General features: G+C 73.0%; 10 protein-coding genes. 1 reads left to right on the top strand and 9 read right to left on the bottom strand.

Features of this window, described 5'->3' with window-relative positions:
• Nucleotides 1–220: 220 nt before the first annotated feature.
• Complete coding sequence (locus tag ACH5AR_RS00320) at nucleotides 221–1,510, top strand: carbohydrate-binding protein (protein ID WP_396299095.1); 1,290 nt, start codon at nucleotides 221–223, stop codon at nucleotides 1,508–1,510.
• Nucleotides 1,511–1,617: 107 nt separating this feature from the next.
• On the opposite strand, the gene ACH5AR_RS00315 is transcribed toward ACH5AR_RS00320, so the two are convergent.
• The 9 genes from ACH5AR_RS00315 to ACH5AR_RS00275 form a co-directional block, all read right to left on the bottom strand.
• On the bottom strand, nucleotides 1,618–4,668 hold the full coding sequence (locus tag ACH5AR_RS00315; RefSeq protein WP_396299094.1) for a hypothetical protein: 3,051 nt from the start codon (nucleotides 4,666–4,668) through the stop codon (nucleotides 1,618–1,620).
• A complete protein-coding gene (locus ACH5AR_RS00310) occupies nucleotides 4,668–6,596 on the bottom strand; it encodes an HSP90 family protein (protein ID WP_396299093.1) in 1,929 nt (642 codons plus the stop codon). Before ACH5AR_RS00310 ends, ACH5AR_RS00315 begins: the two co-directional genes overlap by 1 nt.
• Before the next feature lie 135 nt (nucleotides 6,597–6,731).
• The gene (locus ACH5AR_RS00305) at nucleotides 6,732–7,823 is read right to left on the bottom strand and encodes a hypothetical protein (RefSeq protein ID WP_396299092.1); all 1,092 of its coding nucleotides are present in this window, start codon (nucleotides 7,821–7,823) and stop codon (nucleotides 6,732–6,734) included.
• A gap of 128 nt (nucleotides 7,824–7,951) precedes the next feature.
• Nucleotides 7,952–8,632, bottom strand: coding sequence for a hypothetical protein (locus ACH5AR_RS00300; protein WP_396299091.1), 681 nt, complete (start codon nucleotides 8,630–8,632; stop codon nucleotides 7,952–7,954).
• A gap of 287 nt (nucleotides 8,633–8,919) precedes the next feature.
• Nucleotides 8,920–10,362, bottom strand: coding sequence for a glyceraldehyde-3-phosphate dehydrogenase (locus ACH5AR_RS00295; RefSeq protein WP_396299090.1), 1,443 nt, complete (start codon nucleotides 10,360–10,362; stop codon nucleotides 8,920–8,922).
• A gap of 214 nt (nucleotides 10,363–10,576) precedes the next feature.
• On the bottom strand, nucleotides 10,577–11,179 hold the full coding sequence (locus ACH5AR_RS00290) for a hypothetical protein (RefSeq protein WP_396299089.1): 603 nt from the start codon (nucleotides 11,177–11,179) through the stop codon (nucleotides 10,577–10,579).
• A gap of 10 nt (nucleotides 11,180–11,189) precedes the next feature.
• A complete protein-coding gene (locus tag ACH5AR_RS00285; protein ID WP_396299088.1) occupies nucleotides 11,190–12,956 on the bottom strand; it encodes a DEAD/DEAH box helicase family protein in 1,767 nt (588 codons plus the stop codon).
• Nucleotides 12,953–15,478 carry an ATP-binding protein gene (locus ACH5AR_RS00280; RefSeq protein WP_396299087.1) on the bottom strand — a complete coding sequence of 842 codons (2,526 nt, stop codon included), beginning with the start codon at nucleotides 15,476–15,478 and terminating at the stop codon, nucleotides 12,953–12,955. Before ACH5AR_RS00280 ends, ACH5AR_RS00285 begins: the two co-directional genes overlap by 4 nt.
• Nucleotides 15,479–15,567: 89 nt before the next feature.
• Nucleotides 15,568–16,959: a PIN-like domain-containing protein gene (locus ACH5AR_RS00275; protein ID WP_396299086.1), complete on the bottom strand. Its 1,392-nt coding sequence runs from the start codon at nucleotides 16,957–16,959 to the stop codon at nucleotides 15,568–15,570.
• Nucleotides 16,960–17,191: the final 232 nt, after the last annotated feature.

Below are 17,191 nucleotides of genomic sequence, written 5' to 3'. Positions count from 1 at the left end.
TGGACCTGCGGCCCCACCGAACGCGGCTTGACCTCTTTGGGGTTGACCGCCCTTCCCCGACAGGTCTATACCAGTGAACACCTTCGGCAACCACCCGCCGCCGACGGTCCGTTCGGCCGTCACGCCACCCCCACACCTGGCGTGACCAGGCCTGCTTCCCCGGTGCCCGGAGCGACCAGGCCTGCCTCCCCCTCACCGCCGTTTCCTGGAAAGGCCTCCGATGGAACGCGCTCTTCCCCCACAGCACACCGTGCGCCCGCCGCTCGGGCGCCGCGCCGCCCTCGCCGTGGCCGCCGTGCTCGGCCTGGTCGCCGGCGGCGTCGCCGCCCTGGCCGGCTCCGGCCCCGCCGTCGCGGAGCCCTCCGGCGCCACCGCCGCCGCAGGGCTCGGCAGCAACTGGTACGCCTCGGCGCCGTACCTGATGCCCGAGGACAACAGCCCGCCGGACGCCGCGGCCGTCATGGACGCCACCGGCCAGAAGGCCTTCCAGCTGGCGTTCGTCCTGGCCCAGGGCACCAGCTGTTCGCCCGCCTGGGGCGGCACCTCCCCGATCGACACCGACACCACCATGCCGAGCGTCATCCGGACGATCCGCGGCAAGGGCGGGGACGTCTCGGTGTCGGTCGGCGGGTACGGCGGCACCAAGCTGGGCCAGGTCTGCGGCACCCCCGAGGCGACCGCCGCCGGGTACCAGAAGGTGATCACCAAGTACGGCCTCAAGGCGATCGACTTCGACCTGGAGGAGCCCGAGTACGAGAACACCGCGGCGATCCACAACGAGATCGGCGCGGCGCGGATCCTCCAGCAGGACAACCCCGGCCTGTACGTGTCGGTCACCACCGCCGGCACCAACGCGGGCACCGGCTGGTTCGGCACCCAGATGCTGGGGGAGGCCAAGTCGCAGGGCTTCACGCCGGACAACTTCTCGATCATGCCGTTCGACGGCGGCTTCACCGGCGCCGCGGCGCAGACCGACGCCCTGGTGAAGTTCAACCAGATCCTGCAGAACGTCTTCGGCTGGAACGAGGCCACCGCGTACGCCCACGAGGGCGTGTCGATGATGAACGGCCGCACCGACGCCGCCGAGTACTTCCGCCAGGCCGACTTCCAGGCCGTGCTGGACTTCGCCACCGCGCACGGGCTGGCCCGGTACACCTACTGGTCGGTCAACCGGGACCGCCAGTGCGCGGGCAACGTCGACCCGGGGCTGTCCGGCTCCTGCTCCAGCGTGGTGCAGAACGACTGGGACTTCACCAGGTACACCGTGAAGTTCGCCGGCGCGACCCCGCCCACCACGCCGCCCACCACACCGCCGACGAATCCCCCGACCACCCCGCCGACCAACCCGGGCAGCTGCACCGCCCCCGCCTGGAGCGCGGCCACCACGTACGGCGGCGGCGCCAAGGTCTCGTACAACGGGCACAACTACCACGCCAAGTGGTGGACAGTGAACGAGGTGCCGAGCGCCAGCGGCCAGTGGGGCGTCTGGGCCGACGACGGGCCCTGCTGACGGAGCCTCCGCCGGGAGCGGGATCCGGGGCCGGGGGCCGGGGGCCGGGGGCCGGGGCCGGGGGCGTACGCGTCCCCGGCCCCGGCTCCGGCCGGCGCCAGGTCCGCTCACTCCGCCGCGAGACGCTCCCGCAGCTCCGCCAGCACCTGCGCGGCCTGCGCCAGCCCGACTTCCTCGCAGCGCGCGATCCCGGCGGTCAGCCGGGCCACCGCCGCCTCGGTGCGGCCGAGGTCGCTGCCCTCGATCAGCGCGGCCAGCCGGACGGACTCCGCCCTCGGGGCCTCGGCCGGCCGCCCGGCCGCCCCGTACACCAGGACGGCCCGCTCGACCTCCGCCAGCGCCTCCTCGTGCCGACCCGCGACGGCCAGCGAGCGCGCCCGCTCGTAGTGCGAACCCCCGCGCAGGTACCAGGAGTTGTACTCCTCGCCGCGCTGCTCGGCGGCATCCCCGACGGCGTCCGCCTCGGCCAGCAGGGCGAGCGAGGCCGCCAGCCCGTCCTCGCCCCGCTCCCGCATCGTCAGCCGGGCCAGCTCCCGCAGGGTGGCGGCCAGCTGGTCCACCTGCGGAGCCCGGCCGTGCGCGGTGCGGGCGCGGGCCAGCGCCGTCCCGGCGGCGTCCCAGCGGTCGGCCCGGGCGAGCGCCAGGGCGGCCTCGCAGGCGACCATGGTGTGGGTCTCCTGCTCCTCCCAGCCCGCCACCAGGTCGGCCAGCCGCAGGTACTCCTCGGCGGCGTCCCGGTGCTCCTCCAGCTCGGACAGGCCCCGGGCGAGGTCCAGCCGGGCCTGGGCGAGCAGCCGGACGTCCAGCCGCGCCGCCGACGCGTCCAGCAGCACCGACTCCAGGACGGCCACCGCGTCCGCCGGCCGACCGGTGTCGCGCAGCACGTCGCCCAGCTGGAGGCGCACCCGGGCGGCCTCCTCGGCCCCCTCGGCGCCCTTGCGGTCGTAGCGCGCGGCCGCCTCCGACAGTGCGCGGACCGCACCGCCCGGATCCCCCGCCCGGAGGCAGGAGTGGCCGAGCATCGCGTACGTCGGCGCGTACGGGTAGGAGTCGTCGCCCCAGCGGGCGGCCTCGGCCAGCGCCCGGTGGAACACCTCCACGGCCTGGCCCGGCTCGTCGGCCTGCACCAGCACCTGGCCCAGCAGGCCGAGCACCCGCGGGGTGTGCCAGGCCAGGGCGGCCCCGTCCAACCGGGCCAGCACCTCGCGCAGTTCGGCCTCCGCCTCGGCCAGCCGGCCCTGCCGGGCGGCGATGTCCGCGGTGTACTGCCGGGAGGTGGCGGCCCGCCGCTCGGAGCCGAGCTCCACGGCGGTGCTCCGGTAGGCGCCGGCCGCCGACTCGAAGCGCTCGACCACCTCGGCGGAGGGCTCGGGCAGCGCCGCGGCGAGGTCGTGGTGGGCGGCGTAGGTGCGGGTCTGGAGCACGATGAGGTAGTCGTCGTCGGTGAGCGCGCCGTCGGCGCGCAGCTCCTCGGCCCGGGCCAGCACCGCGTCCAGGGCCGGCCAGTCGGCCCGGCGGGCGCCGCCGCTCTCCTCGCCCCGGCCGGTCTCGCCTCCTCCGCCGTCCTCGTCGCCGTGCCCGTCCTCGTCGCCGTGCCCGTTGTCGTCGCCGCTGCCGTCGGCCCTGTTCCCGCCGCTGCCGTCGGCCCCGTTCCCGCCGCCGCCGTCGGCCCCGTCCAGGTCCGCGATCAGCGTCCGGGCGCGGCACATCAGCGCCGGTCCGGGCAGCCCGGCCTGCTCGAACAGCTCGGCGGCGGCCAGCAGCCCGGCCCTGCCCTCCCCGTACGCCTCCCGCTGGAGCGCCTCGTGGGCGCGCTGCTCGGCGAGTTCGGCGCGCAGCCGCTCGGGGCCGCCCAGCTCGGCGCTCTCCGGGTGGACGAAGTTTGCGGCCTCCGCCCGCTCGGCGACCCGCTTCCACAGCCGGTCGGCGTCCGGGTGGCCGAGCACCTCCAGCTCGCGGGCCCGCAGTACCAGCGCGGTGAAGTCCTCCGGCTCCGGCTCGGCCGCCCGGCGCGGCGCGGGCACGACGGCCGGGGCGGCGGACAGCCCGGGAGCGGCGGCCCGCACGCCCAGCGCCAGCGGCTCGGCGAGCAGCGGCTCGGCGGCCAGCCGGGCGCGCCGCCCGGCGCCGACCGCGTCGGTGCCGTTGCGGGCGTCGAAGCGGGCCGCCAGCGCGTCGGCCTCGGTGCGTACGTGGGCGAGCAGGGAGTCCACCGTCCAGGCGGTGCCGGCCGGGCCGCTGACCGCGAGCGCGCCGTGGCCGGACCGGGCGAGCCTGGCGAGCAGCACCTCGACACCGGTCAGCAGGTCCAGTCGGGCGGCCGGCTCGCCGGTGACGGCGAACAGGGCGCGGTTCTCGGCGAGCAGCTCCAGGCCGCGCGGCTCGTTGCCGCTCAGCGCGCAGAACTCGATGTGCAGGCCGACGGCGCTCAGCATCGAGGTCTTGCCGCGGGCGTGGCGGTACCCGGCGAGGTGCCCGGAGCGGGCCTCGTCCAGCCGGCCCTGGCGCAGCTGCGCGAGCAGCGCGGTGGCCTGGCTGAGGGCGGGCTCCTGCTCGCAGCCGCTCCGGCCGTCCAGCACCGGGGCGAGCGTCTCCAGGGCCCGGGCGTCGTCCCCGGCGGCGAGGAAGTGCCGGGCGCGGGCCCGGGTCTCGCAGGCGTGGCAGTCGCTCAGCTCGGAGCGCGGGCGGGCCGCCCACAGCTCGTAGGCGTCCTGCACGTCGACGCCGGTGTGCGCGGCCAGGTGGTAGCGCTGGGCGTAGTACGGCTGGAGGTCGTGGCCGGCCGCGCGGTAGCGGTCGCGCAGCTCGGTGTGCCAGCGCCGCACCGCCGCGAGCGGGACGTCGGGGGTGTCCTTGAGCGTCTCGGCGACCCACTTGAAGCGCCAGAAGACCTGGTGCCGGGCCCAGTCGCCGAAGCCGTCCGGGTCGGTGTCCCAGAGCTTGAGGAGGCGGGCGAAGACGACCGGGCCCTTGCCGCGCTCGCCGTCGTACTCGTAGGCCTCCATCAGCTCCAGCAGGGCCATCGAGCGGACCCTGGTGTCGTCGAACTGCTCGGCGGCTTCGACGAGTTCCTCGGCGGTGACGGTCCTGGTGCGGCCGTACGGGCGGGCGTCGTTCTCCCGCAGCGCGGTCATCACCTCGTCGGGGGTCTCCAGCATCACGCCTCCTGCCCGCCGTCGGACGCCCCGCCCTCGGACCGGCCGCCCTCCGACCGCCCGCGCTCCGACTGCCCGCCCTCCGCGGACCCCGCCGCCTCGTGGCCGAGCATGGCGTGGTCCAGCAGGCTGATGAACGAGCGGTTGAGCAGCGCGGACTCGCTGGCCTTGAGCGGGCGGCGGGTCATCAGCACGGCCTGCCCGTACAGCGCCTCGACGGCGGTGACGGCCAGCTCGCGGCTGGTGACGGTGGCGGCCCGGCGCACCAGCGGGTTGAGGTGGTTGAGCACCAGCTGGGCGCGGGGCGCCTCGGCGCGCAGCGAGCCGAGGATGTCCGCCCACAGGCCGTCGCCCTCGTCGGCGAGTTGGGCCCGGGTGCGCTCGTGCCGGGCCTCCCGGTTGTCCAGCAGCAGGGCGGGCGCGCTGGTCGGGTGGAAGCTGCGCAGGGCGACGTCGCAGTCGAACCGGCCGACCACCTCGCGGGCGATCGTCAGGAAGGCGTTGGCGGCCAGCTCGGCGGCCGGGTCGACGCCGTCCAGGTGCGCGGTGACGGTGCCCGGGTCGAGGTCGGCGACCGCGACCCCGGGGCGGATCTCGGGCAGCCGGTGGACCAGGTCGTGGTCGTAGGTGTAGCCGCCGTTGACCACGCCGAGCCCGGCCGCGCCGGCGATCGGGGCGACCTGCCGGAACTCCTCGACCGTCCGGGTCACCAGCACCGTCGGGTGGCTGCGGGCGAACTCGTCCAGGGTGACGTTGCCGTCGGTGGTCTCGAACGGCAGCCAGGGCAGCATCATCCGCAGCAACTCGTCGTCGTAGCGGGCGAGTTCCTTGACGGCCAGGTGGTGGACGGAGAGGAAGCGGTGCAGCAGCGCGGGGTCGCTCGCGGACAGGCCGGTCAGCCAGTCGCGGATCCGGGCGCCGAGCGCGTCCCGGACGGCGGCCAGCGTCTCGTCGGCGTACAGGCCCTCGCGGGAGGCGGTGGGGCGCAGCCCGTCGGTGTCGACGACGCAGCGGACGAAGAACGCCCAGTCCGGCAGCAGTTCGTCGGCCTGGTCGGAGAGCAGCATGCCCTTCAGGTGCACCCGGTGGCCGTTGCGGCGCGAGGGCGGGGCGGCGTCCGGCAGGACGTACGCGACGCCGCGCAGGCCGACCAGCGGCAGGTCCAGCTCGATGGTGTCGAGCGGGGTGAAGTCGAAGGCGGCGCGGCAGTACTCGGCCAGTGCGTCGCGCCGGGCCGACGGGGAGGCGTGCCGCTCGGCCCACGGCGGGGTGCGGTTGACCCGGTGCTCGGTGCCGCTGCCGTCGACCACGGTGACGTCGTGGCGCAGCAGGCTGCCGAAGTCGCGGGCGAGGGTGAGGACCCGGGCGGGGCGGGTCCACTCGGCGGCGTCGGCGCGCGGGGCCAGCGTGACGGTGGTGCCCGGCTCGGGCCTGGCCGAGGCGGGCAGGGTGCGGATGGTGTAGCTGCCGTCGGAGCTGCCGCGCCACTCGATCGCGGGGGCGTCCGGGGCGGCGGCGGAGCGGGTGACCACGGTGATCTCGTCGGCGACCACGAAGCAGGCGAGCAGGCCGATGCCGAACTGGCCGATGAAGTCGCCACGGGCGCGGGCCAGCCCGTCGCCGTCGAGCCGGCCGTCGGCGTCGCGCTTGGAGCTGCGGCCGATGGTGGCGAGGAAGGTGTGGACGTCCTGCTCGGTCAGGCCGATGCCGGTGTCGGTGACGGACAGCTCGTCGTCGGCCCGGACGGTGATCCGGGCCGGGGCCGCCGGGTCCAGGGCGCGGCGGGCGGAGATCGCGTCCACCGCGTTCTGCAGCAGCTCGCGCAGGTAGACCCGCGGGCTGGAGTAGAGGTGGTGGGAGAGCAGGTCCACCAGGCCGCGCAGGTCCACCTGGAAGGTGTGCGCACTCGTCGGGTTGTCGGTAGGGGACACCGGAGGCTCTTTCGATCGCGGGCGGGTGACGGTCGGTGGGGGTGGCGGGTGGCGGGTGGCGGGTGGCGGTCGGTGGCGGCGGACGCGTACCGGTGCCGGTGCGGGACGGTGCGGTGCGGGACGGCGCCGTACGGCTCAGCGCCGGGCGGAGGCGCAGCGGTCGCGGTGGGCGCGGAAGACCGTGGCCGGATCGCCCGCCAGGTAGTGCCAGGGCGCCTCCGTCACGCAGCCGTCCAACGCGTCGAACAGCAGGCGCGCCGTCTTCGGCTGCTCGGCCAGGGAGAAGGCCATCGCGAAGGCGTTGAAGCTCCGCTGCCAGCCGCGCACCGGCGTGAACGCTGGGTGCAGGACGGAGCGGAAGGCCGCCTCCTGCAACCCGGCGACGACGGCCGGGCCGGTCAGGTAGGCGCGGTCCTCGCCGTCCGGGAGGGACAGCCAGTGCTCCAGGTGCGCGAGCGCCACCAGCTCGCCGAGCGGGCTGCCCTCGGGGGCGGCGAGCATCGTGGCGCGGGCGAAGGCGTGCATCTCCTCGTGCGAACCGCCCCACTTGGCACTCAGCTGCTGGAGCCTGGTCCGGTACGGGCCGGGGCTCCCGGGCGCCCGGCGCACCGCGGCCTCGAAGCGGGTGGTGGCGACGGCCGGGCCGAGCGAGGCGCCGAGGGCGCTCTGCTGGAGGAAGGCCCAGGGGGCGTGCCAGGACGGCTCGCGCTCGGCGGCTTCCAGCAGCTGCTCGTCGGCGGTGTCCAGCCGCTCGTGGAACACCCTCCAGCGCTCCTCGGTGACGTCCTTGGCCCGGCGGCCCGTCCGGGCCTCCCAGCCCCAGACGACGTGCCGGGCGCCGGACAGCACCAGCAGCAGCGGATCGTCCGGGGTCTCGGCCAGGGCGCGGGCCGTCCACTGCTCGACCCTGGGCACCTCGGATATCGCCCCGACGAGGAACGAGCGGTCGTCGTCGTCGGCGGCGGCCAGCGCCGGGCGCAGCGCGGCCCAGTCCCCGGCGCCGGCCTGGCGCAGCGCCCGGCGGACCGCCTCGTCCCCGTACGTCGGGTCGAGCCGCGGCTCGGCGCCGCCGGCCGGGGCGGGCGCGTCGGTGCCCCGGCGGGCGAAGCCGAACCCGAAGCCGCGGCGCTCGGCGCGCTCCTGCCCCTCCCGCCCGCGCTGCCCGCTCTGCCCGCCCGGCCCGCTTTGCCCGCCCTCGCCGCCGGAGCGGCGTCGGAACAGCGGCATGTCTGGCCCCCTCGAACGTCATCGGCATCCATCGCACGGCCGCACGACGGTCACGAGATAGGTACATATCACGCCCGACTGACATCCGTTTGCCCAGCCCAGCGCCCCGGCCGTTCCCGGCGGGGCCGTCAGCCCACGCCGAGCCCCGCGTCCGGCGTCCGCCCGGACTGCGCCTGCTCGATCCGCTTCACCAGCATCACCGCGAACCTGCGCGTCGCGGCCAGGTCCACCGGGCCGCCCTCGGTGGTCACGCTCGCCACCACGGTGCCCGAGCGCACCACGATGCCGACGCCCTCGCCCTCGGCCAGCGGCCCCTGGAAGGCCTGGCTCTCGCTGCCCAGCGCCGGGGTGTCGACCTTCGTGAACGGCCCGGCGGAGTACGAGGCGTAGCTCTCCTTCAGCCGCTGCGCCGCCGCGTCCCGGCTGGGCAGGGTGTCCACCAGGAAGCGGACCACCACGTCCCCCGACGAGAAGCGGACCGATCCGCTGAGCGGCTTGCCGGCGCAGGAGGCCGCGGCGGCACCGGCACAGGTGACGGTGTGGTCGGCGGTGTCGACCTTCCGCTTCTCCTCCTCCCACCCGGCCATCGCCCTGGCGTCCGGCAGCACCTGCCCGACCACCTTGTCGTCCAGCAGCGCCGCCTCCAGGTCCCCGCGCGGCGCCTCCGCGGCGGCCGGGGCCGATGCGGGGGCCGACGCCGACGCGGGGGCCGACGCCGACGCGGGGGCTCCGCCGGCACCCGCCGACGCACCCGCCGCCGTGCCCGCCGTCGCCGTCGCCGTCGCATCCCACGGCGAATCCGTCGGCACCCCCGTCCGGGCCTCCGCCGAAACCGCCGCCGACCCGGGCGAGGCCGTCGCCGCCGACCCGCCGGCCCCCTTCGACCCCCCGGAGGAGCACCCGGCCAGCACACCCGTCAGCACTCCGGCCGCCGCCACCGCGGCGAGCACCCGCCGACCACCCATCCCGTCGCCCTCCCCAGTCCTGTCAGTGACCCCTCAAGATAGCGACCGCCCCGCCCGCGGACGCCGACGGGGCGGTGACCGGTCGGTCACCGCCCCGTCGTACCGGTGCGTCGCCCTGCCCCGGCGGCGGATCAGACCGCCGGCACCGGGAAGGTCGGGTACTCGACGCCCGAGATGTACTGGACGACCCGGATCACCTGGCACGAGTAGCCGAACTCGTTGTCGTACCACAGGTAGAGGATCGCGTTGTCGCCCTCGACCTTGGTCGCGCCGGCGTCCACGATCGAGGCGTGGCGCGAGCCGATGAAGTCGCTGGAGACGGCGTCCGGCGAGTCGGTGTAGTCGATCTGGCGCTTCAGCGGCGAGGTCAGCGAGACGTTCCGCAGGTACTCCAGGACGTCCTCGCGGTTGGTCTCCCGCTTGAGCTGGAGGTTGAGGATCGCGATGGAGACGTCCGGCACGGGGACGCGGATCGAGCTGCCGGTGATCTTCGCCTGGAGGTCCGGCAGGGCCTTGGCGACGGCCGAGGCGGCACCGGTCTCGGTGATCACCATGTTCAGCGGCGCCGAGCGGCCGCGGCGGTCGGCCTTGTGGTAGTTGTCCAGCAGGTTCTGGTCGTTGGTGAACGAGTGGACGGTCTCCACGTGGCCGCGGACCACGCCGTACTCGTCCTCCATCGCCTTCAGCGGCGGGACGATGGCGTTGGTGGTGCAGGAGGCGCAGGACAGGATCTGCTCGTCCGGCTTGATGGTGTCGTGGTTGACGCCGTGCACGATGTTCGGGACGTCGCCCTTGCCCGGCGCGGTCAGCACGACCTTGGCGATGCCGGGGCGCAGGTGCTTCGAGAGGCCCTCGCGGTCGCGCCAGCGGCCGGTGTTGTCGATCAGGATCGCGTCCTTGATCCCGTACTCCGTGTAGTCGACCTTGGTCGGGTCGTCGGAGTAGATCACCGTGATCTCGTTGCCGTTGGCGATGATCTTGTTGTTCGCCTCGTCGACGGTGATCGTGCCCTGGAACTGGCCGTGGATGGAGTCACGGCGCAGCAGCGAGGCGCGCTTGACCAGGTCGTCGCCGCCGCTGTTGCGCACGACGATGGCCTTCAGCCGCAGGCCGTTGCCGGAGGCCTTCTCGACCAGCAGGCGGGCGACCAGCCGCCCGATGCGGCCGAACCCGTACAGCACGACGTCCTGCCCGGACCGGCGCTCCAGCTTGTTCTCGCCGGTGGCGCCGACGACGGCCTGGGCGGTGAACTCCGCGACCGACAGGCCGCGGTCGTCCGCCTTGTACGTCGCGGCGAGCATGCCGAGGTCGATCTGCGAGGGGCCGAGGTCCAGGGCGGTCAGGGCCTCCAGGAACGGCATCGTCTCGGTGACCGAGAGCTCCTCGCCGGCTATCTGCCGGGCGAAGCGGTGCGTCTTGAGGATGCTGACCACCGACTTGTTCACCAGGGACCGGCTGTGGAGCAGGACGGTGACGTCCCGCTCCCGGTGCAGCCGCCCGATGATCGGGATCATCGACTCCGCGATCTCCTCGCGGTTCTTCCAGTCCGTGAACACGTCGTCGTTGACAGTCACAAGTCCATCTTTCGAGCTGAGGGTGTTGCCCACATGGTAGCTTCGCCCGCCCGCGCCCCCACCGCCGGTCCCTCCCCCACCCTCCCCGCCCGCACCCCCGGACCTGCGCTTTCCCCGCCACCCCACCCCCGAAGGTGATCACCGCCACCCTCGGCGAGGGGGCGCCCGCCCCGTAGCGGCACCTCCTGCCCTCCCGGGGGAGGCGGTCCTTCGGTCAGTCAGCCGTTCCGTCCAGCACCGCCAGGGCGGCTTCCCGTTCGGCCTTCGACGCCTTCTTGTCCCGGAGGTTGTTCTTGATGATCGTCGGGATCAGCGAGGTGTCGAGAGCCAATGACTTGAGGGTGTAGACGTCGATCCCGCCCTCGTGGCCGGTGACGATGTCGAGCCCGAGCTCCCGCAGTTCACGCGTACGGCGCTCGGTGTGGACGGAGTCCTTGGTGACGACGCGCAAAAGGGCTGCTTCCACCGGCTTCCCCTGCCGTTGGAGGAGCATGGAGAACAGTTCCTCATGGGTGCGGCTGCCGTAGGGGACGGTCAGGTACCGCTTCCCGATCCGCCCCCCGTACTCCTCCTCCATCCGTCCCGCGAGCTGCGCGCGGAGGTCCCTGAACGCCTCGCACTCCGGGGGCAGGGTGGTCCGCACGAGAGCCTGCATGGACTCGGCCAGCAGGCGCTTCGCATAGAGGTAGACGTCCAGGATGTTCTGCGGATCGTCCTCGTCCTGCTCCAGCTGCTTGAGAACCCCCTTGACCGCGAGGGCGGTGTCCGGCTTAAGCCGGCGCCAGTCTGCCTCAGGGCTGCTGTTGTGGTCGGGCACAGTGGTCGTCCTATCGTTTCGCAGCAGCGGTGGTCGCGCTGTCGGGCGGGTAGCGGAGGATGTGCACGTCCTCGCCGGCGACCTCGACCGCTTCGAGGTCGTCGAGCCATTCGCGGAGGAACTGCTCGCCCTCCTGGTCTGCACGGTTGGCCCGCATGAACCTGACCTGGCTGCCGATCCTCACCCTGGGGTCCCTGGCAGCGCCCCGGGCTCCGAGCGACTCCTGGAGGCTCAGGCCGGCGGCGAAACGGCGGATGTCCGAGACGAAGTCGAGGACGACCACCTTCTCCTTGCCCGGCGCCAGGCGCAGGCCGCGGCCGAGCTGCTGGACGAAGATCCGCCGGCTGTGGGTCACCCTCTGGAAGACGACGATGTTGACGTCCGGGACGTCCACGCCTTCGTTGAGGACGTCGACGGCGCACAGGATGCCGGTGCGGCCGTCGGCGAAGTCCCACAGGATCCGGTTCCTCGTGGCCGCGTCCAAGGCCTTGCCCTGCGCGGTCCTGGAGGCGATCACCTCGGCGCTTGTGAAGCCGAGCGCGTTGATCCGGCCCGCCATGCGCTCGGCGTGGTCGATGGTCCCGCAGAAGACGATGCCGCGCGGCTGGTCCTGCTCGGCCCAGGCCTCGGCGAGCCGGTCCACGACGGCGTCGTCCCACTCGTCGATGAAGACGGTGCGGTTGATCCCCCGGGGGGTGAGGGCGGGTGCGGTCTCCGCGAGCCCGGCCGCGAGCGCGTCCCAGTCGATATTGTCGGTGAACATCCGGTAGTCGACGTTGGCGAGGTAGCCCTCTCGGAGCCCGCGCACCATGTCGATGTCCACGACGGGGTAGTCGAACCATCTGTGCAACGACTTCCCGTCGGGCCTCCACGGCGTTGCGGTCATCCCGAGGAGGAACGCTCCGCCGTCGGCAGCCGACAGTTCGCCGAGGACCGAGTCGTAGGCGATGGTTCCGAGGTGGTGGCACTCGTCGACGAGCACGAGGCCGAACTCCGGCAGCGCGCGCCCGGACCTGACCGCGGTGGCCACGCTGTCGACGCACGCGAAGACGACGTCCAGGTCCTTGAGCGCGTCGCTGTCCGGCCGCTCGTAGCCGTTCCACACCCCGGTGGACGCCGAGGCCGGAAGGAGGGGCCAGAAGGCGCGCTCCAACTGGTAGACGAGCTCGTTCCGGTGAGCCAGGACCAACGTCTTCGTGCGGGGCCGCAGCCCCCGGAGCCGCCGGTGGAACTCGGCGGCCACGTAGGTCTTACCCAGCCCCGTGGCGAGGACGATCAGCGCGCTGCGGGCCCCGTTGACGAACTCGTTCATCAGCCCGTCGACAGCACGTTCCTGATAGGGGCGGAGCTGGAAGCGCTCCGGGTCCCGCAGCGCCGGAGGGGCTTCCCCGACCCGCTCCGCCTGGCGCTGGAGGGTCGACCTGTCCCACAGCTGCAGCGGGATGCCCTTGACGGCGAGCTGCTCCTGCTGGGCCCTGACGGCAGCCTCGAAACCGTTCAGGCTGACGACTACCGGGATGTCGGCTTCGTAGCGGCGGCAGGCGTCGACCGTCTGCGCGACGACCTCGGGCCCGACCGGCCCCCGCCACCGCTTCATCTGGAACAGCCACCGCCGCCCGTTGAGGCTCGCGATCACGTCGGCTCCGCCGTCGCCCGACGCACCGGCGAGCTGGACGCCCGAGTAGCCCCGTGCCGCGACGAGGCGCTGCACGGTCCGCTCGAAGGACTGCCAGCCGGTCCCTGCCAGGTTGAGGTCGGTAACGATGCGCTGGGTCACGCGAGCTTCCCGGCCAGGTAGTCGACTGCCGCCCGGGCGCGGACGACGATGAGCCGCTCCGGCTGGTCGTAGCGGAGGTACGAGGCGCAGTCCTCCAGGCAGCGCAGGTACTTGACTTGCAGGTCGTCCTGGAGCTTGCGTGCGATCAACGGGCCGGCCTCGCTCTCGCTCGGCCACGGGTCGTCCCAGACCAGGCCGTTGAACCATCCCTCGGCATGGCGGGCGAAGAACGCGGTGACCGTGTCCCTGTCGCAGTAGCGGAGGTAGCCGCCGGAGTCCTTGAGGCGCCCGAGCTCGGCGAGGTCGGCACCGGACTTGATCATCGACTCTGCGAGCGCGAGCTGCTGCTGCTCGTCGAGTTCGTCGTAGAAGCGGTCAGCGTGAGGTGCCCTGAGGATCCGCTCGGTGATCTGGTCGAACAGCGACTTGATGGCGCTCCGGACGCTGTCGGCACTGTCCGTGACCGCATCCCCCCACCCCTTCTGGAGGACTTCGGCGGTGAGCACGGCCACGGTGTGCCCGGGACGGCTCTGCAGGTTCCGGTGCAGGGAATGGAGGTACTGGGCGACCTCCGTCGCGATGAGGTACTCCGCCCGGAGCCCCATCGCCGTGAAGACTGCATGGGTCGGATCCATGAAGACGGTGATCTGCCGGGTGTCGGCGCAGGTGACGAGCGGGACCGGGGGCTGTCCGAACGCCGGGAGGATCGGCCGGTGCGTGGTACGGACCCGGACGTCCAGGGGGCTGCTCGTCTTCCCGTCGGCCAGCACGACGGCCAGCTGCTGCGCGCTGAGCTCCGGGGCGGCCGCGGAGGCAGGGTCCAGCGCAGCGGGGCTAGCAGGATGCGGCGCGCCCTTGACGTGGCCGCACACCTCGCAGCGGTCCGCGTCCGCCTTGTTCTCCTCAGCACAGAAGGTGCACTTCCACGGCAGCTGCACCCTGAGGACCTGCGAGGTGCCGCAGTGCGGGCAGGCCGTCGCCGACCGCAGGATCTGCTGCCCGCAGCCGGAGTCCAGACACGGCTTGCCGTCGAGCACGTAGCCGCAGCCTACGCACTCCTCCGCCGTCGCCGTGTTCTGGAAGCCGCACTCCGGGCACTCGGGGAGCACCTGGATCGGAGGCTCTCCGGCCGCCTCGACGCGCTCCCACCACTTCGCGTCGTCGTAGTAGCCGGGCTCGCGGTTGAGGAAGCGGCTGTAGAAGTCCTCCTCGACGGTCCGGGGGATGCGGTCGGCCTTCCCCTTCGCCGGGTTGTACTGGCCCATGTACATGTCCGCGCGGCCGAAGTTGCGGACCTTGCGGTAGCCCTGGAAGAGCCTCGACACGGGCGAGTCGTTCGTCTCGCCGTCGGCCCAGTTGTTCGGCAGCAGCGAGCCCCCGCGCAGGAACCTGATGGCCTCCTGCCACTCGTCGGAAGCCTGCTGGAAGTGCTGCTTCTGGAAGTCGACCGGTACCTGGTCGAGGTGGACCTCCCCGACGATCCGGCCGTACTGCTGGTCGACCGGGTACTCGCGTTCGGCCCGCCCGGTGGACTCGTCGGAGTACTCGAAGAACGCCGTCTTCTCCGCCTGGCGGATGGCCCGCCCGTTGCGGATCAGGTCGATCCCGAAATCGTTCTGGTCGTCGTAGCGCTGGATGCCCACCCAGCCGTGCACCCGGTGGTTGATCTCCCGGCTCTCCGTCCCGCCGCAGCGCGGGCACGCCTCGAGCTCGCCGAAATCGGTGCCGTCGTGGAGGCAGCGCCGCGCACTGCTGATCACCTCGTCGAAGCTGATCTGGGCCGGGATCTTGCCGTGGGACTTCCGCTCGACGAAACGCTCCGGCGCCCACACGCAGTGCTCGAAGGCCTGGCAGCGCTCACCGTTGACGGTCACGACCACCGGCTGGGCTGCCCCCGGGCGCAGAAGGGTGGCGTACCGCCGTCCGAGCCGGCTGCGCAGGGTCTTCTTGGGCATCCTGGCCAGTTCGCGGATGAAGCCGCTGTTGGCGTCCCCGTCGGGCCACCAGCCGCGGATCTCGACGACCGTGCCGTGGCGCAGCCCGGCCGGCTTCTCGATCTGTTCGGCCACCGCGGAGAAGCTCTGGGACTGCATGAGTTCGGGCAGGTCGAGCGTGACCTGTACCGCGTGGTCGTCGGCCGCCCGCGCGGAGATCACCCTGGTGATCCGGCCGAGCTTCCCGGTGGCGATGTTGAAGCCCATGCCGAACAGGCCGAGGCTGTCGAAGTGGTTCTTGGAGGTGAAGCCGGCCCGCATCGAGTCGGCGATCTGCGCCTCGCTGAGGCCGGGCCCGGTGTCACGGACACGGACCACGCCTTCGCCCCTGGAGACCTCTGCCTGGCCAGGAAGATCGATGATCACCTGGCGGACCGCCGAAGGGATGCCGGCGGTGGCGGCGGTCCGGAAGGAGTCGACGGCGTTGTCAATGAGCTCGCTGAGCGCGTCGATCGGCAGGATCGGGGTACGGGTGAGCGCCACGAGTACCCGAGGGCTGGGGGTGATGTCGAGCAGCTTGTGCGCCATCGTTCGGTCGGCTCCGTGTCCAGGTTCAGGGGGGGTGGGCTCGCGCCGACAGCCTATCGACCGGCCGGTGTCGGCCGGGTGGCCGCCGGTCAGGCCTTCAGCTGCACCTGGCGCGCGGCCAGCCGCTGCAGCGGCAGCCGGTCGGTCTCTCCGACGTCACGCACCAGCTGGACGAACCAGGGGGCGACCCAGGTGTCGCTCCGGTAGGGCCACTCGCCCTGCGCCAGTTCCGTGCCCGGATACCACTCCGGCGCGGGCCTGGCCTCGGACCGGACCGCCGCGCAGAGCTCTACGGGGGGCTCGTCCTCCGCAGGGTCGCGGTACCCGAACTCGGCCGTCACCCCGATGAGCCACCACTGGAAGTGGCGGCGCCGCTCGGACTCCGCCAGCTGCTTCGCCGTCCGCGTCGTGAGCCCGGCCGCCCGGTATGCGGCCAGAGCGAGGCCGTCCGGCGGCACGACCACGTGGGCGTTGTCGTCCGTCACCGGGGGCTGCTGGTCGGTGCCGCCTCGCTGCACCACCGCCTCCGCCGCGCGGTCGATCTCCTCGTAGGTGGCGCTGGTGAGTTCCATAGTCGGTGCGAGGAACTCCTCGATCCCCTGGAAGAACTGCCGCGGCTGTTCGACGCGGAGCTCCGCGCCGGTCCGCTGCCGGAGCTCCGTGAACAGCTGCGGCCACGGCCGCTTCCCGCCGTTGCGGTCGAGCTCCTGGTACCAGTCCTTCTTCGTGTCAGCGGACACGAACAGCACCCGTTCCACATCGGGGCGGGCTGCCCGGTCCAGGATCTCGGCCCAGATGAGGTAGTCGCCGGCCTGGTCGAGCGGCTTGCCCTTCCCCTCGTCGGCGAATCCCGGCGGGATCTCGTTGGGGAAGCGGAACAGCAGGGCCTCCTCGAGCCTCTGCTGCACCACCGCGTACTCCGTCGGCGGCGCGATTCGGCCGCCGAACAACGCCGCCACCCGGGGCAGGACGGGGTCGTCCGCCTCGACAGCGGCCGGGACGAGGTCGTGGCCGGACTTCAGCTCCTTGGCGTGCCCCTTCAACAGGTCCTGCCACTCGCTCAGCAGGCTCTTGACCGTGGCCTGGTTGATCGCCTCCTCCAGGCTGCTGTACGCGGCGTGGTCGTTGGCGTACTTCAGCAGCAGCCGCTGCACGTGAGCACTGGCCGCCAGAACCGCCTTGTACGCCTGCTGCAGGTGGCGGTCGATGGTGGCGGCGGCATCGCCGAGCTCCTTGCCGCGCTCGACGATCACCCGGTGCCGCCCCCGCACGAACTCCTGTCCTACCTGGTAAGGGAGCCAGAGCCGGTCCGAGATCTGCTCCATGGCCGCGAGGACCTGGTTGCGCACCGAAGGGTTGTACTCGTAGAGGCTGAGCAGCACATTGGTGTCGAGCACGACGAGAGCGGACTCGAAGAACGCCTTGCGATCGGCCGCACGGGTGCCGCTGTCGGGGAGGATCCAGGATCTGAACTGGTCCACCATCGGTAGGTCTGCCTGGCCCAACGTCCCTCGTCTCCTCCCCTAGCAGGCCCACCATCCTGGCCAGGCGGACTGGTCGCGTCAAGGCGCAGTTACGGAGCGGAGCCGTCGCGATAGTTCCGGCCCGACCTTCTGCTCTGCCGCGCCTCCCGTTCGCACCCGTACCTGCCAGGCCCCGGGGCGAGGCCCGGGCCCCTCCCCCGATGTCCACCGCCCGATACGGACCGCGCCG

The organism is Kitasatospora sp. NPDC018619 (assembly GCF_044391605.1).
In the GTDB taxonomy this organism is placed as follows: domain Bacteria; phylum Actinomycetota; class Actinomycetes; order Streptomycetales; family Streptomycetaceae; genus Kitasatospora.
This window is presented reverse-complemented; position numbering and strand designations above follow the sequence as displayed.